General features: G+C 54.1%; 18 protein-coding genes and 1 tRNA gene. 5 read left to right on the top strand and 14 right to left on the bottom strand.

The window, feature by feature from the left end:
* Positions 1–98: 98 nt before the first annotated feature.
* The 3 genes from HMPREF0733_RS08180 to HMPREF0733_RS08170 all read right to left on the bottom strand — a co-directional run bounded on the left by HMPREF0733_RS08180 (position 99) and on the right by HMPREF0733_RS08170 (position 5,187).
* Positions 99–1,205, bottom strand: a complete 1,107-nt coding sequence (locus HMPREF0733_RS08180) for an MraY family glycosyltransferase (protein WP_013398882.1) — start codon at positions 1,203–1,205, stop codon at positions 99–101.
* Between the two features lie 151 nt (positions 1,206–1,356).
* Positions 1,357–3,267 (bottom strand): polysaccharide biosynthesis protein, encoded by a 1,911-nt coding sequence (locus HMPREF0733_RS08175; protein ID WP_013398881.1) that lies wholly within the window; start codon positions 3,265–3,267, stop codon positions 1,357–1,359.
* Entirely contained in the window at positions 3,268–5,187 is a 1,920-nt protein-coding gene (locus tag HMPREF0733_RS08170) for a glycosyltransferase (RefSeq protein WP_244864692.1), read from the bottom strand.
* A gap of 307 nt (positions 5,188–5,494) precedes the next feature.
* Between HMPREF0733_RS08170 and HMPREF0733_RS08165 the strand changes: the two genes are divergently transcribed.
* Positions 5,495–6,505, top strand: a complete 1,011-nt coding sequence (locus tag HMPREF0733_RS08165; RefSeq protein ID WP_013398879.1) for an NAD-dependent epimerase/dehydratase family protein — start codon at positions 5,495–5,497, stop codon at positions 6,503–6,505.
* 119 nt (positions 6,506–6,624) lie between these two features.
* Here HMPREF0733_RS08165 and HMPREF0733_RS08160 read toward each other — a convergent pair whose 3' ends face one another.
* From HMPREF0733_RS08160 to argS, 10 genes are all read right to left on the bottom strand, one after another.
* The gene (locus HMPREF0733_RS08160; protein ID WP_013398878.1) at positions 6,625–7,674 is read right to left on the bottom strand and encodes an L-threonylcarbamoyladenylate synthase; all 1,050 of its coding nucleotides are present in this window, start codon (positions 7,672–7,674) and stop codon (positions 6,625–6,627) included.
* A 92-nt stretch (positions 7,675–7,766) separates the two neighbouring features.
* Positions 7,767–8,708: a peptide chain release factor N(5)-glutamine methyltransferase gene (prmC, locus tag HMPREF0733_RS08155; RefSeq protein WP_013398877.1), complete on the bottom strand. Its 942-nt coding sequence runs from the start codon at positions 8,706–8,708 to the stop codon at positions 7,767–7,769.
* 17 nt (positions 8,709–8,725) lie between these two features.
* Positions 8,726–9,808, bottom strand: coding sequence for a peptide chain release factor 1 (gene prfA / locus HMPREF0733_RS08150; RefSeq protein WP_004004426.1), 1,083 nt, complete (start codon positions 9,806–9,808; stop codon positions 8,726–8,728).
* A 164-nt stretch (positions 9,809–9,972) separates the two neighbouring features.
* A complete protein-coding gene (gene rho / locus HMPREF0733_RS08145; RefSeq protein ID WP_041321737.1) occupies positions 9,973–12,063 on the bottom strand; it encodes a transcription termination factor Rho in 2,091 nt (696 codons plus the stop codon).
* Between the two features lie 389 nt (positions 12,064–12,452).
* A complete protein-coding gene (thrB, locus tag HMPREF0733_RS08140) occupies positions 12,453–13,433 on the bottom strand; it encodes a homoserine kinase (RefSeq protein WP_013398874.1) in 981 nt (326 codons plus the stop codon).
* Between the two features lie 195 nt (positions 13,434–13,628).
* Positions 13,629–14,729 carry a threonine synthase gene (gene thrC, locus HMPREF0733_RS08135; RefSeq protein WP_013398873.1) on the bottom strand — a complete coding sequence of 367 codons (1,101 nt, stop codon included), beginning with the start codon at positions 14,727–14,729 and terminating at the stop codon, positions 13,629–13,631.
* A 79-nt stretch (positions 14,730–14,808) separates the two neighbouring features.
* The gene (locus HMPREF0733_RS08130; protein WP_013398872.1) at positions 14,809–16,092 is read right to left on the bottom strand and encodes a homoserine dehydrogenase; all 1,284 of its coding nucleotides are present in this window, start codon (positions 16,090–16,092) and stop codon (positions 14,809–14,811) included.
* A gap of 205 nt (positions 16,093–16,297) precedes the next feature.
* A complete protein-coding gene (gene lysA, locus HMPREF0733_RS08125; RefSeq protein ID WP_013398871.1) occupies positions 16,298–17,812 on the bottom strand; it encodes a diaminopimelate decarboxylase in 1,515 nt (504 codons plus the stop codon).
* Positions 17,813–17,840: 28 nt separating this feature from the next.
* The gene (locus HMPREF0733_RS11185; protein ID WP_013398870.1) at positions 17,841–17,996 is read right to left on the bottom strand and encodes a hypothetical protein; all 156 of its coding nucleotides are present in this window, start codon (positions 17,994–17,996) and stop codon (positions 17,841–17,843) included.
* Positions 17,996–19,660, bottom strand: a complete 1,665-nt coding sequence (gene argS / locus HMPREF0733_RS08120) for an arginine--tRNA ligase (RefSeq protein ID WP_172461383.1) — start codon at positions 19,658–19,660, stop codon at positions 17,996–17,998. The genes HMPREF0733_RS11185 and argS overlap by 1 nt, the downstream gene beginning before the upstream one ends.
* Before the next feature lie 118 nt (positions 19,661–19,778).
* On the opposite strand from argS, the gene HMPREF0733_RS08115 reads away from it, so the two are divergent.
* The 3 genes from HMPREF0733_RS08115 to HMPREF0733_RS08105 all read left to right on the top strand — a co-directional run bounded on the left by HMPREF0733_RS08115 (position 19,779) and on the right by HMPREF0733_RS08105 (position 21,663).
* A tRNA-Arg gene (locus HMPREF0733_RS08115) sits at positions 19,779–19,851 on the top strand.
* Between the two features lie 125 nt (positions 19,852–19,976).
* Positions 19,977–20,495, top strand: a complete 519-nt coding sequence (locus tag HMPREF0733_RS08110) for an HXXEE domain-containing protein (protein WP_013398868.1) — start codon at positions 19,977–19,979, stop codon at positions 20,493–20,495.
* A gap of 223 nt (positions 20,496–20,718) precedes the next feature.
* Positions 20,719–21,663: an NADP-dependent oxidoreductase gene (locus HMPREF0733_RS08105; RefSeq protein WP_013398867.1), complete on the top strand. Its 945-nt coding sequence runs from the start codon at positions 20,719–20,721 to the stop codon at positions 21,661–21,663.
* Here HMPREF0733_RS08105 and HMPREF0733_RS08100 read toward each other — a convergent pair.
* Positions 21,660–22,355, bottom strand: a complete 696-nt coding sequence (locus HMPREF0733_RS08100; protein ID WP_013398866.1) for a GNAT family N-acetyltransferase — start codon at positions 22,353–22,355, stop codon at positions 21,660–21,662. The genes HMPREF0733_RS08105 and HMPREF0733_RS08100 overlap by 4 nt on opposite strands.
* A 111-nt stretch (positions 22,356–22,466) precedes the next feature.
* Between HMPREF0733_RS08100 and hrpA the strand changes: the two genes are divergently transcribed.
* Positions 22,467–26,906 (top strand): ATP-dependent RNA helicase HrpA, encoded by a 4,440-nt coding sequence (gene hrpA, locus HMPREF0733_RS08095; RefSeq protein WP_013398865.1) that lies wholly within the window; start codon positions 22,467–22,469, stop codon positions 26,904–26,906.
* Positions 26,907–26,910: the final 4 nt, after the last annotated feature.

Genomic DNA, 26,910 nt, shown 5'->3' with positions numbered 1-26,910 from the left:
GCCTTGCACCCTATTTTGCTTATTGTCTTTCTTACCTATACCATAGATAAATTTTGGGTTCCACAGAGCTCTCCGAATCGAATTTAGCCGCCGTTGTTTCACTCCTGTGAGCCCTCAGACTTCCGCTCGCTCACAGGATGCGTCTCTGTGTTCAGATCTGCAATATTCTGCTTGGAATTAGCGTGCCCCTGCTCGGCAGGCTGCAGACGCGTATCCAGTAGTTCGGGAAGCCGCAGGTATAAAACAATGACAGCTACAGCAAGGGCAAGAACGCCAACACCAGCGAAAAAGGCACCTGTTAGGAAAAGATCTGAGGCAAAGAGTACAAAAGCCCATACAATCGCAGTCGCAGAACTCACCATAATTGTTGCGCTGATATGTCCCAATCCGACGTCAGTCAGACGCTGATACACATGGGTTCGATGCGGTTTGTACCACTGCTCCCCAGCAGCCATACGACGTATAAGAGTCATCGCAGAATCTGCAAGATAAACCAGAAGCGGGGCTATCGACGCAAGGAACGGAATTCCAGCATAGAAAGCACCAACAGCAATTGTTCCAAGAGAGGCACCCAGGAAATAAGACCCAGCATCACCTAAGAAAACATTGTGACCCGTGCGTAAATTCCAAGGTAGGAAAGCCGTATAGGCACCTGCAATTGCCAGACCGCCTATCGTCATCCACGGCAAACTACTTACGCCACCCATATAGGCGTAGGCAAGCCCAGCCACCAGCCCATGGCATCCGGAGATACCGTTGATGCCGTCCATAAAGTTTGTAACGTTTATATACCCCGCAATAAAGATCCCTGCTACAGGAACCCACAGCAATGATGCCTCTTGAATAATAGCGAGAGAAAGTGCAATACCGAGTCCTATAACAAGCTGCATCCCGGCACGCTTGGCAACGCTGACCCCATAGACATCTTCGGTCCATCCCAAAAGCAAAGCAAGACCGCCGCCTGCCAAAAAAGTTAACGAGATGGGGAGATTTACAGTCCACTCCATGAGGGTAGCGACCGCGAAGCTCAAACAGGTAGCGTTAGCGGTTGCCAGCCCCATGCCCCGGTACGTCGGAATCGTATGCGAGGAACGCTCATTGGGTATATCAACCATATTTAGCGCGTGCAACAGGGGGCGTACCGCAAAAGGCAGAAGCGCTCCTAACACAAACGCTAGTATAAGCACCAGAGATGCCTGGTTCATGTCTCTCCTCTAGACGGTAAAACCTCGTAACAGGGTGTAATTTGGGATTCTACTTCCCCGCTGCTGGTTCTACAAGACGAATTCATCACGTAGTACACGCCTATGTAGACGTTAACGGGGCAAAATTTCATCGTTCAATATTCAAAAACGGCTAATTCCTGTGTTCTTCCAGAAGACGACCCTGACGCGGATCTACTACGCGGGTAAATCCATGACGCTCATAAGAACGATGCGCTTCATAATTCTGAATCCACTGCTCATAATCCAAATCCTCAGGATTGAGAGCTGGTGCCGTCGAGTGAGAAATAAACTTGTTTTGAGTGCTTCGAGTGTGTTGCTCATTAGCACCAAAGAGGGTTTCATCCAATTTTTCGCCAGGACGCAGACCGGTCACTACAATATCAACATCGTAACGCTCATAGGCTTTACGCATCTCATGTGCAACATCGTAGATAGATACAGGCTCACCCATATCAAGCACCATAACTTCACCCGGATGACCAATAGCCCCTGCCAGCATCACCAGCAGGCAAGCATCCGTGATGAGCATAAAGTATCGGGTAGCGTTCTCATCAGTAAGTGTAATGGGACCGCCATTGAGAATCTGCTGCGTAAACAGAGGTTTGATAGAGCCGCGCGAGCCAAAAACGTTACCGAATCGAACCGATACATAAGTCTTCCCCGTCTGCTGTCCAAACCACGAGGTTAAGCATTCAGCGGTTCGTTTTGACTGCCCCAAAGCGGTCTTAGGATCTGCCGCTTTATCTGTTGAAACATTCACAAATGTTTCAACATCCGCCGCTTGCGCAGCATATAGAACGTTAAGGGTGCCCAGCGAATTTGTTTTCCATGCTTCCTCAGGGTATGCCTCCAGTGCAGAAACATGCTTCAAAGCTGCGGCGTGGAAAACCACCTGCGGTTTTCGTTCAAGGAAGATATTACGCAGGTTTTCCCCCTCACGAATATCCGCGAGAATAATACGCTCATCATCCAGGCTGGACTCGCCAGTGATCGAGAGCTTTGTTTCCATCAGCAGGGTTTCGTCACGATCGAGCATCATGAGCAGCTCAGGGTCGTATTCGTGGATCTGACGGCATAGCTCAGAACCAATAGATCCTCCTGCGCCGGTCACCAAGACCCGCTTACCTTGAAGGTAGCTGCGCAAAACTTCAGTATCGACATCGTAGTTAATTTCGCCGCGGATAAGCTTCATGAGCTCGTTATCGTCGGTTTCTACCACGTTGTTGCCGAAGAGCTTTTCGCTGGCGCTCGCTACACGAGTTACTTCGACTCCGTGTTTTTGCATGCGTGCCCAGACCCGGTCGAAACGATCATGCGGCATGTTGGTGATAGCGACAATCATTTTTTTAGGGGCATAGCGCCTGATGACCGCATCCAGTTCTTTACCGGTGTTATAAACCGGCACATTGTGAATGTTAATACCGCGTAGCTGAGGGTTATCGTCCACCACCGCAACAGGTCGCATATATGCAGAGTCATCATGCATAAGAGCTTCGATAACTGTGCGACCCGTGAACCCGGCACCATAGACAATAACAGGCTCACCATCAAGATTACGCAAAGTCTTATGCTCAACATAAATACGCTTAACCATGCGCATCGCCGCCATGAACAGCAATGTAATACCCACCGAGATAGGCGGCACACCATGAGGCACATGTACTAGTCCGAGAGCTTCATCTACGTAGCTGAAGAGGAAAAGCGCCACCGAGACGATACCTACAGTTGCGCCCGTACGCCAGACTTCCTCGAAAGAACCGTAAGAATACAGGCCGCGGTACACCTTCATACCGTAGCCCACAAGAATCTGCAGAATAATCGCAAACCCCATACTGAGCGCCACGCTTTGAAGATCAATCACATCAAAGACAGAATTCTGGTTCAGAAGCAGGCTGTATCGTAGCATAAACGCGATGACAAGCCCTATAATCCAGGCTACGGAATCTAATGCAATCTGAACGAGAAGCCACCAGCTTTTAGGGGTGTAGGGGCGTTGGCGATCCACCACCGCAATCGGTTGAGTCGTGGGATAGTTCTCCACTTATGCGTCCTTCCCCTGCAAACTATTCTCTACGTTCCTACTAGGCCGTATATCGGTGAGCGCTCGAAATGCCTTACGGCGTGTACTCTCCGGAATAAACCGGTACGCCGTTCGAACGCTCATATTCTTAATCCACCCGAGCTTTGAGATCGCGTGCCCGGTATATAGTCGACGTTGAATCGCCCAATCCTGTTTCCAGGCGTTAAGTCCGCCCCGCCGTGTGTAGGCACCTGCACCCACACGATAACGGACTAATGGCTCAGGCACATTACCAATCTTATAACCGGCGGAGATAACCCGCGACCACAGCCACCAGTCTTCGGCCCCGGGTACATATTCATACCCGCCTAAACGCTGAACAACGTCTTTGTAGAAAGCCACCGTTGGGTGGTACAGGGGATTGCGCGAAGGCATCATGTCAGCCAACCGAGATGCGTCAGTTACCGTCTGGCGGGTAGCCTCTACTGCGGTATTCTGCGCATCAACTTCGTACATGGCAGAGCCCATCACCGCGCAGTCGCTCTCGATAAGCGCCGGAATTAAGGTTGCAAATCGGTCTGGCTCCGAAATATCGTCAGAGTCCGCGCGGGCAACGATGCCGTAAGAACAAGCATTCAGCCCCTCGTTGAGTGCAGCGGCAAGACCCACGTTCTGAGGCAGTTTGACTGTGACGATAGGAGCGCATTCCCCCGCCCTGCTACGTTCGACCCAACGGTCAACGACCGCGCGTACTTCAGAAGGCAACGGGCCATCCTGAACCAAAACCAGTTCAGCAGGCCGAAGGGTCTGATGCTGAGCGTTCGAGGCAATAGCCGCCTCCACATGATCAGCAGATTCCCGAGCGTAAACACTCATCAGAACAGAGAACTCTGCCTGAGAATGTGGTGCGCCGAAGGAACCACGATTTTTTTGAGCGCCATAATGCCCCGGAAATTCAAGGTCGTACACTTCGCGAAGCACATCACGATTAAGGCGAGGGGCATGCAGCGCATCCTTGATGCCCCTCAGGAAATACCCCAAATAAATAGATTTTTCGTCCGTACGCAGAACCGTCGAAGCCCAAAGTCTTGCTACCGACCCGCCATATAACAACTTCTCAAGCGGGCTAAGAGTACGGGATCGCGTGAAAACCCACATTTTATTGCGAACATCGTTATAAAATCGTGGGCCCGGCTTCGCATTCGTCGTCCCAAAAGTTTTCGTGTGGTGACGAGCCACCGAGGCGGGTACAGCAATGGCATCTCGATGATGTGCAAGACGGGTCGAAAATTCAAAATCATCATTCCAGATAAAAAAATCCGCAATCGGTAGGCCGCCATTCTGACGAATAACTTGAGCGTCCATCACCAAAGATACAAAGGAGGCGCTGCGTATAGGCCGACCCCCCACCGCTTGTGCACGACGATGCCGCCCAGAGCCAGCACCGAACATAGTGCGCATCGTATTCATGGGATGGTCTTCCCCATTGGTCCACACAACCCGTGAAGCTATCAAGGCGGGACGACGGCTGCGGTCCGGCGAATATGATTCCCATGCTTGAACAGACTCATGCAGGGTGTTTTCGGTTGGTTCAGTGTCATCATCCATAACCCACACAAGATCTGGATTGTGGCGCGCTAACGCTCGATCGATTCCAACGGCGAATCCACCCGCACCTCCCATATTCTGAGACAATGTGATGATATCGAGCGGAAGCGAATAGCTTAGATTTTTTAGATACTCGACCGTGCCGTCGGTAGAGGCGTTATCAACCACGACAACAGCGTCCGGCACAACCTGCCCTGCGGCGATACCCGCAAGGGTAATGGGTAATAAATCTTGACGATTATAGGTCACAACAACCGCTACAACACGCGGCCTACCGAGCTGTGCCACACCGCAGACAGGCGCACTCACCGAGTTTTCGCTCTCATCAGGCATCGACGCTTCCTCCCCCAGCACGCACTTTTCAGGCGGACCTATAAACACACGGATATATGAGACATCCCAAGATAGCTATTCTACCCGTCGAAAGCTCTATAGCTAAACATTACGTTCCAGCTTCAGTTTCGACTAGAGACCAAAAAGTTAGCTCCGCCACGTGCTCCTGTGCCACGACTATGCTTTAGCTCTCTTCTGCCCTGAAGTACTACTCTAAAACGTTATTTCTGTTTCTTAAACACCACCGAATATGCGAAAGTTGAAATACACACTCCGTAACAGTTTGGGGTGAGAAAGGTGAAAAGACGTGTCCGAGTCTAAATGGAAAGTTATCGGTGCAAGTGGCTTCGTGGGGTCGTCCATCGTGGCACGACTAAATGCCGAAGGAATCAGCGTAGATCCCATTGAGGCACCCCGTTTAGCAACCCGAGCACTCGACTCAAGAACTATTATCGAAGAAGCTCAGCTCCTTGAAGGCATCATCGACTCCCTAGCGGATGCGTTTGCCGGGGCTCAGGTTGTTGTTAACGCAGCAGGTCTTGCTGCCCCCAATATGCAAGACGTACCTGCGCTAGTGGGTGCTAATGCTCTGTTACCGGCGGTTATCGCTATAGCAGCACACCGTACCGGAGTACGCCGAGTTATTCACCTCAGTTCGGCAGCAGTTCAGGGCGCAAAATCTGTTCTTGATGCGAGCGAATACACAGCTCCCTTTAGCGCATACTCCTTTTCAAAAGCCTTGGGTGAAGAAGCTCTTTTAGACTTGCAGGATACGTTCCACGAGGCCTCGCATGGCGAAACCTCTGAACCTGTTGAGCTGTGCATCCTGCGTGCCACCAGCGTGCAGGGGCGCGGGCGCCGCACTACCGAGGTCTTCGCCAAAATAGCCTCTTCCCCGTTAGCTTCTGTAGCAGGTGCAGGAACCCGCAAATCCCCCGTATCGAGCTCATATGCGCTGGCTGAATTTGTGGTTAAAGTCGGCTCCTTTAAGGGTGAACTGCCCTCTATTGTGCTGCAGCCGTGGGAAGGCGAGACGGTAGCCTCTACCATGGCGGATGCCGGTCGCCGCAAGCCCGTGCACCTGCCTGAATGGCTGTGCAATCTGGCGGTTAAGACCGGGTATACGGTCTCCGAAATGATGAACGATAGGTTCCAAGGTTCCGTTCGCAAAGTCGAGCTCATGTGGTTTGGACAAGAACTCGACGATTCCTGGGCTCGTGAAAACGGTCTTCTACCCGAGCCGCGAGTGCGTGAAGTGCTGCGCAATGCCCATACTGCACTCGGTAAAAAGAAAGATAAGCGATTTAAGAACGCCTAGCTACAGGTCCTTACACTTTTCTACACAGAATAAGCAACGGTGAGGGATTCGAGAGTTAGTATCTCGATTCCCTCACCGTTTTTGAATAGCAGTATTTTCTTGTGAGAGTTATCTGCCCTCTAAGATTCTGATTTCGCTTCGCCGTGCACAAGGGCGCGAGCGGCATCCGTCGATACCGGCTTAACTGGAGCCTGCGCTGTCTTGACCGGCTGAGGTGTGTTATTGCGGTAACCACGCGAGCGTTTTTGATCAACCTCAGGCTTTTTATCGGCAGCAAGCGAGGTGGCGGTATTAACGGCGCCCAACAGCATGTCTGCGATAGAACCGGCTACTGGTGATGCTGCACGCTCCGGTTCTTTGCCGCTGCCGGCATGTTCTGCGTCCCACTGGTCATATGCTTCATCAAGGTCTTCCTGACCGGTAGGTTTCTGCTCAGTATCTTCTTGAGTGGAAGTTTCTTGCTTGTCCTTCTCCTCGTTACGAGCATTAAGCTCACTACGGGTTACGATTGAAGGCACAACCTCACGAAGCTCTTCAACGGTAATAGCCCCTTCACGGACCACGACATAAGGAGTCGAAGTACAGTCCAGAATTGTGGACGGTTTGCTATCGCCAACGCTTCCGTCTTCCTGCGGTGCAGGACGAGGACCATCGTCCACAACAAGCGTGACGTCCTCACCCAGCTGATTAAGCGCTTCTTCGGCCTTAGCTGCCGCAGGCTGTCCTGTCTTGTTAGCCGAAGACACCGCCAATGGACCGTGCTCAGTCAAAAGCTTGAGCGCAAACTTATCGTCGGGCACACGTACAGCAACCGTCCCTTGAGTTTCGCCCAAATCCCACGTCAGCGACGGATAGGAATACAGAATAATCGTTAGAGCTCCGGGCCAAAACTTATTGCCCAAATCATAAACATCGTTTGGGATTTCGTCAGCAACGCCCGCAAGAGCTGCAAGGTCGAATATCAGCACAGGCGGAGGCATGGTACGGGAACGGCCTTTATCAGCCAGAAGCTTCGAAACGCCCTGATGCGAGAAAGCATCACAGGCGATGCCGTAGACGGTATCGGTAGGAATCACGATAGTTTCGTGGGCATTCAATGCCTCACGAGCGGCTTCGACGGCCTCCGTGGTCTCGGTATCAGTCGTTACTGGGTACAGCTTTGCGTTCACGTGCCTTATTCTCTCATGTTTTGGTACGAGGCGGTGGATGGTGTGACAAGGTTACGCAATAAGCGAGTGGCCACGCCCGAATATACCGCTCTCTACCGGGGTTTATATCCCGCGGTGTGTCTGGGTTTGCCGTTCAAATCTCGGATTGAGTATATGCTCACAAACCCCTGTGCCGCCAATGTCTCAGTCACTCGGGTCTCTTGTGAATCATCGTGCTCCATCATAAAGAAACCGCCGGGACGCAAAAGATAGTGAGCCCGAGCGATCACCTCCCGAGGAATTTCCATGCCGTCTTCTCCCCCGCCATAAAGCGCCATTTGCGGGTCATACTCGGCGACTTCAAGAGCCTGGGGTTTGCGGTGGGGAGGAATATATGGAGGGTTTGAAAGCACCAAGTCAAAGTATCCGGGCAGATCTTCAAGCGAGGTACGAATATCGCCCGGAATAAGGTGTACGTTCTGAGGATCAAGATTCTTGCGTGCCCAGAGGAGAGCCTGCTCGGAAAGTTCAACCGCAAAAACTTCTGCTTGAGGATTCTCTTCTTTAACCGCTGCGGCGATTGCCCCGGATCCCGTGCATAAATCCACGACGCGAGGGCGAGCGTTAGACTCGTATGTCGCCAAGACCCGCAGAGCTTCCTCCACTAGAAGCTCAGTTTCAGGACGAGGGATAAAAACACCCGGACCTACCTTTATCTCCAGGTGATAAAAAGGTGCGACCCCCGTAATATGCTGCAACGGAACGCGCTGAGCTCTGCACTCTAGCAGTTCCGTATAGCGTACTGAATCCTGTGGCGTAATCCTACGCCCCATCAGGGCGAACCGCTGCACGTCCGCACGAGTTACTGAAGATTCCCCATAGCTACCGCGCTGAATGCCTTGAGAGCCAGTACCTAACAGATATGCGGCAAGAAGTTCGGCATCTGCCCGATATTGTTCTATCCCGGCGTGACGCAGTACGTCAGCACCGCGGCGCAAGGCTTCATCAAGCCCTTCGCCGCGGTGTGCTGTTGGGGTGACCCGTAATCCTGTCACTTCTGCGTTGCCTCGGATTATTCCTGCTCTTGGCCAACCTGTTCCAGTCGGTGAGCCTCATCCATTTCGATGGCAGACTGCACGACTGGATCAAGGTCGCCGTCCAAAACCGCGTCTAAGTTATATGCTTTGTATCCGGTACGATGGTCGGCAATACGGTTCTCGGGGAAGTTGTAGGTACGTATGCGTTCCGAACGGTCCATCGTACGCACCTGAGAGGCACGATGCGCGGCGTTCTCAGCGTCGATCTGCTCCTGCTGATGCGCCAGCAAACGGGCGCGCAGCACGCGCATTGCAGCTTCGCGGTTCTGCAGCTGTGATTTCTCATTCTGCATAGCCACAACAATGCCCGTAGGAAGGTGAGTAATACGCACGGCAGAGTCGGTTGTATTCACAGACTGTCCGCCGGGACCGGAAGAACGGTAAACATCAATCTTCAGGTCGTTCTGACTGATCTCGATCTCTTCGGGTTCATCAACCTCAGGAAATACAAGCACGCCCGCAGCCGACGTGTGAATGCGCCCCTGCGATTCAGTCGCGGGAACACGCTGAACTCGGTGCACGCCGCCTTCATATTTCATGTGTGCCCATACGCCTTCGGCAGGTTCGTTGGAGGTTCCCTTGATTGCTATCTGGGCATCCTTGTACCCACCCACATCGGTACTGGTGGAGGAAATAACCTCGGTCTTCCAGCCCTTATGCTCGGCATAACGCAGATACATACGCAAAAGATCACCCGCGAAGAGAGCCGCCTCGTCGCCGCCCGCGCCCGCTTTGACCTCAAGAATAACGTTGCGACCATCATCAGGATCACGAGGGATCAAAAGACGGCGTAGCCTCTCTTGGGCTTCTTCAAGCTCGGCCTCAAGAGTAGGAATCTCAGCCGCAAAATCAGGGTCTTCTGAGGCCATTTCACGCGCCGCTTCTAAGTCATCCGCCAAGGACTTGTATTTGTTATATGCGGTCACGATACCGGTGAGTTCCGCATAACGCCGTCCCACGCGGCGAGCCTTCCCCTGATTTGCCTGAACGGCGGGGTCAGCCAGCTGCTCCTGAAGCTCAGTGTGCTCGTCAAGGAGCACCTGGATAGACTCAAACATTTTTGCTCTCTTACCTTGGTATACGCGCCGTTTTTTCGGAACTCGCGTATATCTTCACTTCATTATTACAGGGTCTAGGCACCGCACACCCCGTACCGCACAATCTCTTGGGCGGTACGGGGCGAACAATGCTGTGCGATAACCGCTACGAGACGGCTACCATGCTAATCCACAAGGCGCAGCCCATTCTTCTGAACGGTCAGCAAGAATTCAACGTTGCTCTCAGTCTTCCGAAGCTGGTTCGTAAGAATATTTAGAGCCTGCTCGGGTTCCATACCGGCCAGAGCACGGCGCAGACCCCACATAATCTTAACTTCGTCCGGAGAGAGCAGATTCTCTTCGCGGCGTGTGCCGGAGGCGTTAATATCCACCGCCGGGAAAATACGCTTATCCGCGAGCTGACGTGACAGACGCAGTTCCATATTACCGGTGCCCTTGAACTCTTCGAAGATAACTTCATCCATCTTCGAGCCGGTCTCTACCAGAGCCGTCGCCAGAATAGTAAGCGAGCCACCTTCTTCGATGTTACGAGCGGCACCGAAGAATTTCTTCGGTGGGTACAGAGCGGCAGAATCAACACCGCCGGAGAGAATACGTCCGGAGGCAGGAGCCGCCAGGTTGTAGGCACGCCCCAAGCGAGTCATGGAGTCCAGCAGCACAACCACATCGTAGCCCAGCTCAACCATGCGTTTAGCACGTTCGATAGCCAACTCAGCGACGGTGGTGTGATCCTCAGCAGGACGGTCGAAGGTTGAAGCTATAACCTCGCCGGAGACCGTGCGCTGCATGTCGGTTACTTCTTCAGGGCGTTCATCCACCAAAACCATCATGAGGTAAACCTCAGGGTTGTTGGCAGTAATAGCGTTCGCGATCGACTGCAGCATAAGGGTTTTACCGGCCTTTGGCGGCGAAACGATCAGACCGCGCTGACCTTTACCGATCGGAGATACCAGATCAACAACACGGGTACCCAGTTTCTTCGGGGTGGTCTCTAGGCGCAGTCGCTCCTTGGGATACAGCGGGGTAAGTTTCGAGAACTCACGACGGCTGGAAGCTTCTTCCACAGGCTGCCCATTAATAGCTTCAACTTTCACAAGCGCGTTGAAACGCTGGCGCGAGTTTTGTTCTCCCTCGCGCGGCACGCGAATAGCGCCCAGAATATGGTCACCCTTACGCATGTGGTAACGCTTAACCTGAGCCAGGGATACATAGACATCGTTCGGACCGGGCAGATAGCCGGAGGTGCGCACAAAGGCGTAATTATCGAGGATATCGAGAACACCTGAAATCGGTGCCAGTACGTCATCCTCATTCACCTGAGGCTCATCGGAATCCCCACGACGGTTACGACGATCGTTCTTTTCATAGCGGTCACGCTTATTGCGGCGGCTAGTGCGCTCCTCACGATTTTGATTCTGTTTTTCGAATCGTTGATCGTTTTTCTCGGAACGCTCATTCTTCTCAGAACGGTCACGCTTGTTACGGCGGCTAGTGCGCTCTTCGGCCTCTTCTTCACCCTTACGACGGTTATTCCGCTCGCGTGTGCGGGTACGTTTAGTCGGCTTCTCAGGTTCAGAGCCGAAAGTCATATCCAGAGCCGCCGTAATGGAGTCCAGGGTAGTAGAGCCGTCCGAAGTTGTGGCTTTCAAATCGGCGGAATTCTCGGGAAGATCACGCTGTGCAGAACGCGAACCGATGCTTTCAGAAGCCAGTTCTGCTTTCACATCTAAGGGAGGCAAATCCGTATTCTTACCCTCTTGGGGACCGCGACCGTTCTTAGCTTCACGGTCTTTCCGAGATCGTGAATTTCGAGTGCGGCGAGTAGTACGTTCCTCGCGCTCGGGGGTCTCGGTACTCTCGCCAGATGCTGCTCCTTCGGAAGATTTCTTTGTTGAGGAAGCCTCATCAGGTTTAGCGGCTTCTTCAGAAGCTGCCTTAGCGGCCTTGCGACTACGCGCGCGCTTCTGTGCCGGAGTCTCATCCTGCGCTTGAGAATCTTGCGACTTTGAGCGGGTGTTTTTAGAAGTTTTTGTGCTTTCTTGAGTCGAGGCAGCCTCGGCACCTTCGGTGGTGCCGCCGCGCTGATGCAGGGTTAACGCTTCCACAAGCTCAGCTTTCTTCATTTTCAGGTATCCACGAATACCGAGCTGCTGAGCGAGAGTACGAAGCTGTGCGACCTTCAAGCCGCTGAATTCGGAGAAAGCGTCACCGGAACCGGTGCCATTATCCTCGATCACGACAATGTTCTTTGCCAAACGATTTATCCTTTTAGTCAGGGACACCCAGAAAATCCTCTCAGAATTGAGGATCGGGTTTTTCTCATCATGCATACAGTGTAGAAACTACATACCGCATACTGTGCGGTATCGCGCTACGCTATACTGCCTCATGTATATCCGAGGCACTCACTTTCGAACCGTCGTTACGTGAGGTCAAGAAACGGCAAAGTCCTTGTGAAGTGAGGCAAAAAATACATGACCACAGAAAAATATTTCCTCGCGAGCTCCCCACGGAAGAAGAAGCATACGCGAACACACAAAAAGACGTGGTTCAAAGAAAATACTTTCCATTCCCGGATGTGGCGGTTCTTCGTGCGACCGGGAGATAAAACAAACACGATAAACCATGTCAGGTGAAAAACACCTTACTGTGTAACTATAACACCTTCTGCATCGATTTCAAGGGGCATGACGCGCCATGACAGGCGACGCCCCTCATATTCGTTCCCCTCATGAGTAACCTCAAACTCAGCGATCGCTCGCTGTGCTGCAGCGACTTCTTCACAGCTACGGGAGAAGGTTAATACGGTAGGCCCGGCCCCCGAAATTACGGCGGGAAGCTGCCGATCACGCAGATAGGCAACCAGCGCCGCACTCGGTCGCATCGCAGGAATACGGTACCCCTGATGCAGATAGTCCACGGTTGCATCCATAAGATACTCCGGTGCTTGCGAAAGGGCTTGAATCAATAAAGCAGCACGACCTGAGTTTGCCGCAGCCTGCTCATGCGGAATCTCAGCAGGAATCAGCGAACGTGCAAGTTTTGTAGAAACTTCATAATCGGGTACCGCTACGATAGGTACAACGGCAGAATGAACCGGTACGACCAACGAGCGCCAGTCCCCCAGTTCGCCCCAGGATATTGATAGCGAACCATACACCGAAGGCGCCACATTATCGGGGTGTCCTTCAAGGTCTGAAGCTACTTGAAGAATCTGGTCACGGCTCAATTGAGCGTGCTCGGGAAGCAACCCGGAAGCCGCCGCAACGCCCGCAACAATAGCGGAGGCAGATGAGCCCATGCCACGTGAATGCGGAATACGGTTGTGCGCCGTCAGCCTGAGGGCTGGGAAATCATGAAGTCCGACCTTCTCAAAAGTGGAACGCATCGCCTGAATCACCAGATGGGTTTCATCGCGCGGTACGGCCTCACTGCCCTCGCCGGAAAGCTCAAATTCTAAACCTTCAGAAATACGCTCAACCCTAAGTTCATCATAAAACCCTAAAGCCACCCCTAAGGTATCGTAGCCGGGCCCGAGGTTAGCACTTGATGCCGGAACCTTGACGGTGACGGTTTTACCGACAGGAATATCTGCGCATGTGATAGGGGTATCAGAATTCGACATGGAAACCTCGGGTGCATGTGGATGTTAGGAGCGCATACTGTGCTGTTCAAGCGGTGGAACAACACTAATGTCACTTACTTTACGAGAATTTATCCTAGCATTGAGCGGGTTACGGACAGAATAAGACGCCCTTGCCCAAGAAAATTTTCTCGGACAAGGGCGCATCGACCTATCGGTTAACAGGCTATAGGGTGGTTAGTTCAGGTCAAGAATATCTGCCACAGCCACAACATCGAAGGCTGCCTTAGTCGGTTCAACTTTCGCACCGTTGACCGGTTCCAGCGCCCACTGCGGATCCTTCAAACCGTGACCCGTCACCGTAATGACAATGGTCTTGCCCTCGGGAGCCTCACCCGCGCGATGTTTCTTGAGCAGACCCGCAACACCAGCGGCTGAAGCGGGCTCAACGAAAACGCCCTCGCGGGAAGAGAGCCAGCGGTGCGCCTCAAGAATCTCCTCATCGGTGACAGCTTCAATCACGCCGCCGGATTCGTCGCGTGCCGCTTCAGCTTTCTCCCATGAGGCAGGGTTACCGATGCGAATTGCGGTCGCAATCGTTTCGGGAGTGTCAATCGGGTGCCCTGCAACAATCGGGGCCGCGCCAGCTGCTTGGAAACCCCACATGATGGGTCGCTTGGTGGCGACCGGCTCTAGGACCTTGCCGTCACGGTTCGTATAGGGCTCGGAATACTCCTTGTACCCCTTCCAATAAGCGGTAATATTGCCCGCGTTACCTACCGGGAGCAGATGGTAATCGGGGGCATCTCCCAGGGTGTCGACGACCTCAAAAGAACCGGTCTTCTGACCCTCAATGCGGTAGGGGTTCACCGAGTTCACCAAGAATACTGGGTAATTCTCGCTGAGTTTACGGGCAATTTCGAGGCAGTTATCGAAGTTTCCGTCAATCTGAATAATATCAGCGCCGTGGGCGATGGCCTGCGAGAGTTTGCCCATCGAAATCTTGCCGTCCGGCACGAGTACCGCGCAGCGCATCCCCGCTTGAAGCGCATATGCCGCTGCCGACGCTGAAGTATTACCGGTCGAAGCGCACACAACAGCCTTCGCACCTTCGCGTTTAGCGGCAGTAATAGCGCTCGTCATGCCGCGGTCTTTGAAAGATCCGGTGGGGTTCATCCCCTCGAATTTGAGGTATACCGTATTGCCAGTCTGCGCTGACAGCGCCGGTGCGTGAATCAGCGGGGTTCCGCCTTCGCCTAGAGTTACCGGTTTTACCTCGTCCCCGAACGGAAGACGATCGCGGTATTCGTTAATGACGCCCTGCCACACATGTGCCATGGGATTCTCCTACTTTCTGCTGATGGTTTTACTCGCGCGGACTTGAGAATTTCCGCGCTGAAATTCTAGTCTTCCTGATCTATTTACCGGACTCGACGCGAATCACGGAAATAATCTCACGCACAGTATCTAAACCGTCGATCACCGCGATCGCGCGGCGCAGGTCAGAGTCTTTGGCAGAGTGCGTCACCAGGCGAATCTGTGCGGCGCCATCCCGCGGAGTAGATTGACGCAAAGAATCCACCGAAATACCGTGTTCGGCGAAAATACGAGCAATATTTGCGAGTACGCCCAATTTGTCATCAACCAACATGCCTACCGAATAGCGGGAGATAATGTCGCCCAATCCGGTAGCAGGCAGCTGCGCGTAAGAGGACTCGGGCACACCCGGACCGCCCAATACCAGACGGCGCGCCAACGACACAAAATCACCCAGAACAGCAGAAGCGGTCGGTGCCCCACCGGCACCAGGGCCATAGAACATCAGCTCGCCTGCGTTCTGCGCCTGTACAAACACGGCATTAAACGCGCCATGGACACCTGCTAGCGGATGCTGCCGTGGAATGAGCGTAGGAGCTACGCGAATATTGACTCCGTCACCGTCGCGCTCACAAATAGCCAGGAGTTTAATCACGTAGCCGTCGGCATCTGCGGCGGCAACGTCATCGGCGTTTACGGCGGTAATACCCTCTATGTGAACGTCATCAATGGTGAAATCAGAGTGGAACGCCAATGAGGCTACAATAGCCGCCTTTGATGCAGCATCATGACCTTCAACGTCAGCGGTGGGGTCTGCTTCGGCATAGCCGAGTTCCTGGGCGTCTTTGAGCGCATCGGCAAAGGTTGCGCCGGTGGTATCCATCTGGTCCAGAATGTAGTTGGTGGTGCCGTTCATAATGCCCAGCACACGTGTGACAGTATCTCCTGCCAAAGAATCGCGCAGGGGGCGCAAAATCGGAATTGCACCGGCGACCGCCGCCTCATAGGAAAGCTGTGCACCGGACTTATCGGCAGCAGCCTGTAGCTCAACACCGTGTTTTGCCAGAAGCGCTTTATTCCCTGAAACCACCGATTTACCTGCCTCTAGAGCGCGCAGAATGCGGGTTCGTGCAGGTTCAATACCGCCGGTCAGCTCGATCACCACGTCGGCAGCGTCAATCAGGGCGTCTGCATCGGTGGTATACAGCCCTGGTTCGGCATCCCAGTGGCGTTTAGCCGCAGTATCACGCACGGCTATACCGATCAGCTCAACAGGCGCACCTATCCGTTCTTTGAGAACCGCGCTATCCTCACTAAAAATACGCGCTACCTGAGAACCAACGTTCCCAGCGCCGAGCAGAGCAACCTTAATGGTGTCAGTCACGTTATCTCCTACATTTTGACCGAGTGGTGAACGCGCCTGTACGAACGGGCGACGTCATCATCAACTGTATCAAGAGAGCGGCGCCTGGACGCGGTCAAGACGCCAACATTACCGCCATTTACGGGGGTGTCGTTATATTACAAGCAGTTTCTTACCCAAACATACGCCATGCGGGTCATCATGCGGAAAAGATTTGGTGCCCGTACTAGAAGCCCGTATCGAGAGCAAGCATCTCATCTTCGCTTTGGCGACGAATAATAGGATGCGCCGCTTCCCCCGCCGACGTAGCAATAACCGGCGGACGGCTCAGGTAGTTATAGTTCGACCCCAGCACATAACAGTACGCACCGGTAGCTGGCACCGCGAGAATATCCCCCGCACGCAGGTCAGCAGGAAGATAGCAATACCGCACCACAATATCACCCGATTCGCAGTGTTTACCTACCACACGTGAAAGCACGTGCTCTCCCGCCGGGGCGCGGTTTGCCAGGGTTACCGCATAGTCGGCGTCATAGAGCACTGGGCGCGCATTATCACTCATACCGCCGTCCACAGAGACGTACCGGCGCACTCGAATCTGACCGTGCTCATCCTCAATACTCACGTTTTTGATGGTGCCGACGGTGTAAAGCGTCACCCCTGAGGGGCCTGAAATCGAGCGGCCAGGTTCAAAAGACATATGCGGAATCGCCAGGCCAAGACGCACGCAGGTTGCCGCGACTGCATCCGCAATCGAGACGGTAATCTGCTCAATACTGCGCGGGGTATCGGCCTCGGTATAGCCAATACCGTAGCCGCCGCCCAGGTCAAGCTCAGGCAGGCTAAGACCGTATTTCTGGTTCACGGCGTGCATAAAGGTAAGAGCCGTATCTGCCGCCTGCTCGAAGCCCTGCGCCTCAAAAATCTGTGAGCCTATATGGCAGTGAATACCCCGAAATTCCAGGGAATCCGTAGCGGTGAGGATACCGGCGGCAAGCATCGCGTAGGATTCGTCCTCAGTGGTTGACCAATACTCAAGTTCATCTGCCTCTAACCCGGCAAGACGCGCGGTTCCAGGCTGAAGCGACATCCCAAATTTTTGATCTTCATGCGCCGTAGCAATAGATTCGTGGGTGGAGGCATGTACACCGGGCGTAATCCGAATGAGCACGGGAACCGCCGGATACGGCTCCTGCCCCGCTGCAGCGCGTTCTGCGTTCAGCTCGGCATGCACATCCGCGATGAGTTTAAGCTCGTCAACGGAATCTGCCACCACACGCCCTACTCCGTGTTTGATGGCGCGCACAATCTCGCCGTGCGACTTGTTATTACCGTGCAGCGCAATATTTTGCCCGGGAACCTGAGCCCGCAGGGCAATCGCCAGTTCCCCTCCCGATGCCGTATCAAGACACAAACCTTCTTCATGCGCCCACCGCGCCACGGACGTGCACAAGAATGACTTTCCTGCGTAGTAGACACTCACCTGCGCGCCATACCGGGCGAAAGCATCCTTGAATGCCTGGCGGTACCCGCGTGCCCTAGCTCGGAATGTATCTTCCGAAAATACGTACTGCGGAGTATCAAACTCTTTGACAAGCTCACTCGCTGCAATGCCGTCGATGGTTAGCTCTCCCCCATGATTACGCTGAAATGAGTCCGTCCAGATGGTACGGTTCAGCTCAGCCGGATGTTCGGGGCAGGTAAGCCAGTCGGGGGCGTACAGGGATTGTGCGTCGCTCATGCAGAAGTCCTCGGGTCTTGTGTCACGGTCACAGATTCGTGATGCCATCACCACTATATCGGAACGCCTTGCTGCCACGATGCTGCTCATAGGTGGTGTTCAGATAGCGGATAAACCAATATACAAAAGCCGCGTGCCCCGTCATCGTGTTGGCGGGGTACGCAGCTTCCGGTCGGTTCGGCATTACATACGCTCGGGGGCGGTGACCCCCAGCAGACCCAATCCGTTGGCGAGTACCTGACGTGTTGCATTGTTGAGAAGCAAACGGGTACGGTGCAGATCAGTCACTGGCTCATCGCCCTTTGGAGCCACGCGCGAGAGGCCGTACCAGCTGTGGTAGGCCGCCGCAAGGTTTTCCAGATAACGGCTCATGCGGTGCGGCTCGTAGAATTCCGCTGCAGTACGCACGGTTGCCGGGTATTGCCCCAGCACTGCAAGAAGCTCAGTATCTGCGGGCGTATTCAGAAGCCCTGTGTCCACGCCATCGGCAAGATGCACGCCAGCATCAATGGCATTACGTTCTACAGCCGCAGTGCGGGCGTGCGCATACTGCACATAATAGACAGGGTTATCGCTGCTCTTCTGCACAAGCAGATCAAGATCGATATCAATTGTGCTGTCTACCGAGTAGCGGATCAGTTCGTAACGTGCCGCATCCACACCCACAGCCTCTACAAGGTCTTCAAGGGTGACGACGTTACCGGCGCGCTTCGACATACGCACGTGTTTGCCGTCCTTGACAAGGTTCACCAGCTGCCCAATCATGACCTCAATCTGCTCGGTCCGGTACCCCAAGATTTGAGCGATAGCCTTGAGTCGTCCTACGTAGCCGCTATGGTCTGCACCAAGCATATAGATGGCTATGTCCGCAGGGTTCTCAGGACGGGTCATTTTATTGCGGAAATACGCAATATCTCCAGCAACATAGGCGTGATTACCATCCGATTTAATGACCACCCGGTCTTTATCATCGCCGTAATCGGTGGTGCGCATCCACCACGCGCCCTCGGATTCAAAAAGCTGACCATCCTGTTTCATCTGCTCAATGATGCGGTCGGCCTCGCCAGATTCAAATACCGAGTTTTCGTGGAAGAAGACATCAAAGTCGGTACCGAAACGGTGCAGAGACTCTTTAATCTGCGCGAACATAAGCTCGGTTCCGATTTCACGGAAAACTTCTGCAGGGTTTTCAGCGTCGAGCGCGTCTGGGCGCTGGGCGAGAATCTGATCTTTGATATCGGTAATATAGGCGCCCGCATAGCCGTCTTCAGGGGTAGGCTCTCCCTTGGCAGCGGCAAGAAGCGAGTTTACGAACCGATCAATTTGGGTGCCGTGATCGTTGAAGTAGTATTCGCGCACCACATTTGCGCCCTCGGCTTCGAGGATATTGGCGAGCGCATCGCCCACGGCCGCCCAGCGGGTTCCACCCAAGTGGATGGGGCCGGTGGGGTTAGCCGAGACGAATTCAAGGTTAATGGTTTTTCCCGCGAATTTATCGCTGGTTCCGTATGTATTTCCAGCTTCGACGATAGTGGCGGCGAGGGTGCCTGCCGCAGCCGCATCCAGGGTTATATTGAGGAAGCCTGGACCGGCAATATCTACCGTTGAAACTCCCGGAATTGAGGCAATTTTATCGGCAAGAACAGCTGCTACTTCGCGAGGATTCTTGCCAACTTTCTTGGCGAGCTGCAGCGCAATATTAGTCGCCCAGTCACCGTGTTCGCGAGATTTCGGGCGTTCCACGCGCGCGAGGGGAAGCTCTGCGTTATCTGCGAGGGTAAGCTGACCGGATGCGATAGTTTTATCGAGTTCTTGAGCAATTGCTGCTGATAATTCTTCGGGAGTCATAGCTACATATTCTAGCAACATCTGATAGGATATAGAGGTTCGCTTGTGCGCCGTATGCGGCTGAAACGCCTAGTTTCCGGTTGAGGTGCCAAGGCGGTCACCAAAATTTCATATGTCAGCCCTTGTAGCTCAGTGGATAGAGCGCTTGCCTCCGGAGCAAGAAGTCGAAGGTTCGAATCCTTTCAAGGGCACTTTTTACGGGCCTATCTGCTTCAGCGGGTAGACCATTTTTATTGAACTACTGACATTAGCCCGCTGAGCCATACCATGAAATAACGTGGAGAAACGAAACTATGCAGGAACCTGGGAGGCTAGGATGTCTATAGGCACTTTTGCATTTATTACGATCGCTCTCTTCATGGTGCACGAATTTGAGGAGATCATCTTCGTGCGCCGCTATATCGAGAAGTACTCCAGCGATAACCGGTACCACGACGAAATGTTTATAGCGGGGCAAGACCATTACCCCTCAACCGCAGCTATTGCCGCCATGATCGGTGAAGAATTTATTGTTGCTTGTCTGATCCTTTTTAGCGGGGTCATATTTGATTCCATTGAGACCGTCACAGCTATCTTTATCGCTTATATCCTGCATCTTATCCTTCATATCCGCGAGGCGTTTATCTTTCCGGGATGGGCACCGGGCAGCAGGACCGCAGTATTTACGATGCCGTTTAACGCTATTACCTTATACGCTATCTTTGCTACCCAGCATATCGATTACCTCAAATTAGTTATTTTGACCGTGGTCTTGAGCGCTGTGGTTCTTATTAACCTACAGATGCTTTACCGACTATCGGGAAAGATTGAAACGTTCATTCAGAAGATCGCGTAATACTAGGGTTCCCGGGTTTCTATAGTTAGGCAATAAGCCCCCACGGCGCTGATAGTTCTCTGCTACAGGAACTTATAGGGCTTCAATTTAGCTAGGATATACACACACTCGCCACGAAAACGGCATGTGTGAGAGTTGCCTTTTATGACATGCTATTTTGCCCCGTGACCTGCGCTTGAGAGAATGTTTCCAATCGTTATCGTCACGGCAGAAGGGGCTCATCATGACCATGCACCAGGTACAGCTCACCGTATGGGGTGAGCCCGAGAATCTGCATTTTACAGAGACTCCTATGCCTTCGCCCCTTCGCGGGCATGTTCTTCTCAAAGTTACCGCCGCTGGTGTTAATCCTATAGACCTTACAACGCGCAAGGGATTGGGCCCTGCGGCATCATTGATTAATCTTGACCAAGAACCCGCCGTTTTAGGATGGGATGTTGCCGGTTTGGTTTGTGAAACGGCGGGCGATTACACGGGATTCCAGCCAGGCGAGAAGGTTTTCGGGCTGGTGCAGTTTCCGCATCCGGGTAAGACATATGCCGAATACGTTTTGGCTCCTGCCCATCAGCTTGTGCACGCCCCTGCAGATATTCCCGATGAGCAGCTGGGTGCCGCTCCCCTGGCAGCATTGACGGCATACCAGGCACTTTTTGAGGTTGCGAAACTTTCTTCCGGGGAGCGCGTGCTGATCCATGCGGGCGCAGGCGGTGTTGGTCATCTCGCGATTCAGCTTGCCCTCGACGCTGGCGCTACAGTTTACGCTACGGCTTCTGAGAAAAACCGTGAGTTTATACAGTCTTTGGGCGCAGAATTTATCGACTACACAACCCAAGATTTCCGGCAGGTTCTAGGTCCTACCCTTGATGTGGTACTGAATTCTACGGGTGCACAAACCTTCGTAGATTCTTTGGATGTACTGGTTCCGGGCGGTCGAATCGTGACCCTCACAAGCCCCGATCCTTTAGAGACTGCACGCGAGCGCGGGTTTACGGCAGAGTGGCTGACGGTGCATCCCGACCGTTATCAGCTGGGTGAGATTGCTCGACTCATGTCGCTGGGGATCGTGAAAATTCACGTGGATCAGACTTTCCCGCTAGAGCAGGCAGCGAAAGCTCATGAGCTTGTGGGCTCCCGGCATGTGCGCGGCAAAGTGGTGCTTGTTCCTTAGGATTCTACGTGTTCTCTGGAAGAAGAACCTGAATCTTTATAGGGCTGCGCTGCCGACACTCCAGACGATGAGGTGGCTGCCAGCATATGGTCCACGTCTCTGTGAAGGCGCGCGGCTATGGCGGCATCATAGAGCACGCCGTTGTAGCAGAACTTTTCACGTTCTACGCCCTCAACCACGAACCCTATATGGCGTGCCACTGCCGCTGATGCAGGGTTATTGGTGCGGTACCCAAGCTCTAAACGGCGAACACGTGGGGACCTTGCGGATGTAAGAGCTGAGAAATCGTAGCTGATCTTGGCTTGTTCTGCGGGTTTTCCAGGTGATACAGCGCTATCATTCGACGCGTCTATATTCTGTGCCCAGTCGCACGCCGCACGCACGCATCTACTTGTTATACCGAGCCCTCGGGTTTCTGCCGAGATCCAGTAGTAAACCCAAGCTCTATCCCAGGTTCCAGAAGGCTGGCGCCCCATACATCTGAAACCTACGCACCCGGCAGCTTGGTTATCAACTTCCAAACACCATGGGATGTGTTCAGAAGACGGAAGAAGCTCTTCGCAGATGAGAATACGTGCATCTTCTACACCACCGAGAGCTGGCATCTGATGTACAAGATCGGGCGTTGCACGGTATATGTCATAGAGTCTTGCGGCATCATCTTCCCGCCAAGCCCGCAGTTTTATTTTCATGACCTGCCTTTGCGTTTGAGATTATTAGTATCTGCTCCAAGATTACACAAGTCTCCGCCGAAAGCACGTCCCTCTTGGGTACCAAATACAGAAGAGTAAACTAGTAACAATATGTCTGAGCAGAAACCCACCGAACACACAGATACTCCTAAGACCACTCGAACCGCGCCCAGTATGGCGAGCATGGCGGCTGCCATTCATGCGGCGCCGGTGCGCGCACCTCAAAAGCCCGCGCGCACATCCCAAATATCCGGTGAGAAACCCGGCGATGCTTCCACAGCAGAGCCAGGTGCAAAGCGGGATACTTCCCACAAGAATTCCTCGCGTAAAAATAACGCTTCACGCTCCAAAAACCCGCAAAAACGCGCGCATCACAAGAACCACCGGGACCGGCCCGAACAGCGTCCCTACAACCCGCTGATTCCCGCTGAGATTACCTATCCCGAAGAACTGCCCGTCAGCGAGCGCCGCGAAGACATTAAGACGGCTATTCGTGATCACCAGGTCATCATTGTCGCTGGCGAGACCGGCTCGGGTAAGACCACGCAGTTGCCCAAGATGTGCTTGGAACTCGGTCTTGCTGAAAAAGGCATGATTGGGCACACCCAGCCGCGCCGCCTTGCCGCACGTTCGGTGGCGGAGCGCATCGCCGAAGAACTGGGGCAGAAAATTGGTGAGACCGTGGGTTACCAGGTGCGTTTCACCTCTGAGGTGGGCGAGAACAGCGCTATCAAACTCATGACGGACGGTATTCTGCTCGCCGAAATTCAGCACGATAAGCTGCTGCGCAAGTATTCCACGCTCATTATTGACGAGGCACATGAGCGCAGCCTAAATATTGATTTTATTCTGGGGTATCTGAAGCGGATTCTGCCGAAGCGCCCCGATTTGAAGGTCATTATTACCTCCGCAACCATTGATCCTGAACGATTCGCGAGGCATTTCGCACCGAGTTTCGTGCCAGGTAAGGGTGTGGTAGACGATTCTCTCAGCGATGAGGAACGTGAGCTTGCCGAGCAGATTCTTCCCGATGATGCTCCCCCGATTATTGAAGTTTCGGGGCGCACCTACCCGGTGGAGATTCGCTACCGCCCGCTCGATGGGGACGACTACGCTGATGAAGATGAAGGCGACGAAGACCGTGACCCAACCGATGGAATCCTTGCCGCCGTTGAGGAGTTGTCGAAGGGGGCGCCCGGCGATATCCTGATTTTCTTCTCGGGCGAGCGTGAAATTCGCGATGCTCACGATGCTTTAGAGTCTTTGGTTGCCAAGTCCCCACGTATGAACTATGAGGTTCTGCCGCTGTATGCGCGTCTGTCTCTCGCGGAGCAGCATCGTGTGTTTACGCCGGGGAGTCGGCCGCGCATCGTGCTGGCGACGAACGTTGCGGAAACTTCGCTGACGGTGCCGGGTATCAAGTATGTGATCGATACCGGTACCGCCCGCATTTCGCGGTATTCGGCGCGCACGAAGGTGCAGCGCCTGCCGATCGAACGGATTTCGCAGGCAAGCGCGAACCAGCGCTCGGGGCGGTGCGGCCGTGTGAGCGATGGTATTGCAATTCGGCTGTATTCTGAGGAGGATTTCGCGTCGCGCAGCGAGTTTACCGACCCGGAGATTCTGCGCACGAACCTGGCGGCCGTTATTTTGCAGATGATTGCGATCGGCGTGGTGCGTGAGCCCGGCGATATTGCGCGTTTCCCGTTTGTGCAGCCGCCCGCATCGCGCGCGATTAATGACGGCGTGAATCTGCTACGTGAGCTTGGGGCGCTTTCTGAAAAACCGGCGCGCACGGATAAGAGGGGGAAGCATCATCGTGCTACCTCGACGCTGACCGCTACGGGGCGTGCAATGAGTGCGTTCCCGGTTGATCCGCGCTTGGCGCGCATGATTATTGAGGGTTCGCGCCGTGACTGTGCTAAAGAGATGATGGTTCTTGCCGCTGCTTTGACGATTCAGGATCCGCGTGAACGCCCGGCTGAGGTGCGTGGCACCGCCGATGAGATGCATGCCCGTTTCACGGACGATAAATCTGATTTTTCGTCGTTCCTGCTGCTGTGGCAGTACATTAATGAGCGCCAGGCTGAGCTTTCCTCTTCACAGCTGCGAAAGATGTGCCACCGCGAGTTTATTAACTTTCTGCGTATTCGTGAGTGGCAGGATCTTTTCGCCCAGCTGCGCGAGATGGGGCGCACCGCGAATATCCGCGTGTCGAACGGGCGCGATATTGACGCGTCGGGGCGTGAGGTTGAGATTCATAAGAGCCTGCTTTCGGGCCTGCTCTCGCATGTGGGCGCTAAGGAGGAGCGTGAGAAAACCTACGGCAAAGCCCCGCGTGGCCCGCGTGAATATCTGGGGGCGCGCGGCACAAAATTCGCTATCTTCCCAGGTTCAGGGCTTTTCAAGCAGAACCCTGACTGGGTGCTTTCTGCCGAGCTTGTGGAGACTTCCCGGCTGTGGGCGCGCACAAACGCCGCGATTGAGCCGCAGTGGGTTGAAGAAGTGGGCGGGCACCTGCTGAAAAAGCAGTATTCCGAGCCGCATTGGTCGGCAAGCCGGGGCGCCGCCGTGGCGTATACGAAGGGCACACTGTACGGGCTGACGATTTATGCCGACCGCCCAGTGCAGTATTCCCGGGTAGATGCCGCCGCTGCACGTGAGATTTTTATTCGTTCCGCCCTGGTGGAGGGCGACTGGCGCACCCAGCACAAGTTCTACAAGCGCAACCTGCGTGCCCTGGCTGAGGTTGAGGAGCTTGAGGCCCGCCTGCGCCGCCGAGATCTGCGAGTGGATGACGCCGTGCTTTTCGAGTTCTATAATGCGCGCATCCCCGAGCATGTGACGGACGTTCGTTCCTTCGATAAATGGTGGAAGCACGCGCGTTTAGAAAACGATAACCTGCTCGATTTCAACCCGGAAAACCTTATTAATGAGGATGCCGCCGATTATGACGATTCGCAGTTCCCGCGCCAGTGGGTACAGCGTACTGACGGCGGCGAACTCACCCTGGATTTGCGGTACGAATACGCCCCGGGGGCAGGTTTGGGCGGTGCCCGCACGGATGCGGCAAAACGCGACGGCGTGGCGGTTCAGGTACCGATTCTGTTCTTGAACCAGCTGACTCCCGAGCCGTTCCGCTGGCAGATTCCGGGGATGCGCCATGAACTTTTAACGGCACTCATTAAATCGCTTCCGAAGGCGATTCGCCGTAATTTTGTGCCCGCCCCGGATGTTGCACGCATGGCGTTGGAGTCTCTGGAGGCTGACTACTCCCCCGCGACCGACGAGCTTTTGCCCTCGTTCGCACTGGTGCTGCGTCGTCTGCGCGGCGTGGTGGTTGAGCCGGATGCATTCGACTGGAAGTCCGTGCCGGATCATCTGAAGTTCACGTTCCAGGTGCGCGATGCCCGCAATAAGATTCTGGGCGAAAGCAAAGATATCCGTGAACTGCAGCAAAAACTCCATGCGCAGATTCGCTCCGCCCTGGCAGATTCGCTGGGTGCTTCTGAAGATACGGTGGCGAAGATGGCGGCGCTCGCAGGTGGGAACTCCGCGCAGGGGGCCTCATCGCAAACCGGTTCGGCGCAGCAGGGCGCGCAGGAAAACAGCTCAGATCCGGGCGCAAAACCCGAGAAAACCGCCGCTCAAGGTATAGGATCGCAAGATTCTATCCGTGAGACCACGGGCTTGACTGACTTTCCCGGCGAGGAGATTCCGCGCAAGGTACAGCGCATTATTGCGACCCAGGCGGTCAGTGGATACCCGGCGCTGGTGGACGAAAAAACGAGCGCGGGCATCCGTATTTTCCCCACCGAGGCCGAGCAGGTGAATTCGCAGCGGCGCGGTATTATTCGTCTTCTGCAGCTGCAGGTGCCCTCACCTGAGCGGTACGTAAGCGATCACCTGTCAAATAAAGAGAAGATTGTGTTCACACAGAACCCGCATGGTTCGATTGATGAGCTGATTCGGGACTGCACGGTTGCCGCGCTCGACAAGCTGGTGCCGCATACGCCCGTGTTCACGCGTGCCGAGTACCGCGAGCTGTTCGAGCAGGTGCGCGCCGAACTAATCGATACCGTCTTTGAGGTCACCAAGCTGGTTGCCGAAATCCTCTCAGAAGCGGCGGCGCTGCGCAAAGCCATTAAGAAAGCAACCTCATTGAGCACCATGCACGCCGTCTCAGACGTGAAGGGGCAGCTCGATAATCTGGTGTACCCCGGATTCGTGGCGAACACCGGGTACGATCAGCTGGTTCACCTGCCGCGCTATCTGAAGGCAGCGCAGATACGCTTGACGAAGCTGGGACCGAACCTGAACCGAGATAATCAGCTCATGCTCACGGTGCAGGATTTAGAGGATTCCTACGATTCTGCTATCAAGTCGCTGCCCGAGGGGACTCTTATTCCCGATGCGCTCGCCCGCGTGAACTGGATGCTTGAGGAACTGCGCGTGAGCTTCTTCGCCCAGGAACTCGGCACGGCGTACACGGTCTCTGAGAAGCGCATCGCCAAGGCTCAGCGCGAGGCGCTGGAGCAAGTGAAAAGGTAGGTTT

The sequence above is a fragment of the Rothia dentocariosa ATCC 17931 genome (assembly GCF_000164695.2).
Lineage (GTDB): Bacteria > Actinomycetota > Actinomycetes > Actinomycetales > Micrococcaceae > Rothia > Rothia dentocariosa.
The sequence above is the reverse complement of the archived record's forward strand: the minus strand, read 5'-3'. Positions and strand labels throughout refer to the sequence as shown.

Excerpts from the sequence above, each read along its gene's own strand:
- hrpA (WP_013398865.1), top strand. The coding sequence starts at position 22,467 with ATGTCTGAGCAGAAACCCACCGAACACACAGATACTCCTAAGACCACT.
- HMPREF0733_RS08100 (WP_013398866.1), bottom strand. The coding sequence starts at position 22,355 with ATGAAAATAAAACTGCGGGCTTGGCGGGAAGATGATGCCGCAAGACTC.
- HMPREF0733_RS11185 (WP_013398870.1), bottom strand. The coding sequence starts at position 17,996 with ATGCCGAACCGACCGGAAGCTGCGTACCCCGCCAACACGATGACGGGG.
- argS (WP_172461383.1), bottom strand. The coding sequence starts at position 19,660 with ATGACTCCCGAAGAATTATCAGCAGCAATTGCTCAAGAACTCGATAAA.
- HMPREF0733_RS08105 (WP_013398867.1), top strand. The coding sequence starts at position 20,719 with ATGACCATGCACCAGGTACAGCTCACCGTATGGGGTGAGCCCGAGAAT.
- HMPREF0733_RS08110 (WP_013398868.1), top strand. The coding sequence starts at position 19,977 with ATGTCTATAGGCACTTTTGCATTTATTACGATCGCTCTCTTCATGGTG.
- thrB (WP_013398874.1), bottom strand. The coding sequence starts at position 13,433 with ATGTCGAATTCTGATACCCCTATCACATGCGCAGATATTCCTGTCGGT.
- prfA (WP_004004426.1), bottom strand. The coding sequence starts at position 9,808 with ATGTTTGAGTCTATCCAGGTGCTCCTTGACGAGCACACTGAGCTTCAG.
- HMPREF0733_RS08170 (WP_244864692.1), bottom strand. The coding sequence starts at position 5,187 with ATGCCTGATGAGAGCGAAAACTCGGTGAGTGCGCCTGTCTGCGGTGTG.
- lysA (WP_013398871.1), bottom strand. The coding sequence starts at position 17,812 with ATGAGCGACGCACAATCCCTGTACGCCCCCGACTGGCTTACCTGCCCC.
- HMPREF0733_RS08180 (WP_013398882.1), bottom strand. The coding sequence starts at position 1,205 with ATGAACCAGGCATCTCTGGTGCTTATACTAGCGTTTGTGTTAGGAGCG.
- thrC (WP_013398873.1), bottom strand. The coding sequence starts at position 14,729 with ATGGCACATGTGTGGCAGGGCGTCATTAACGAATACCGCGATCGTCTT.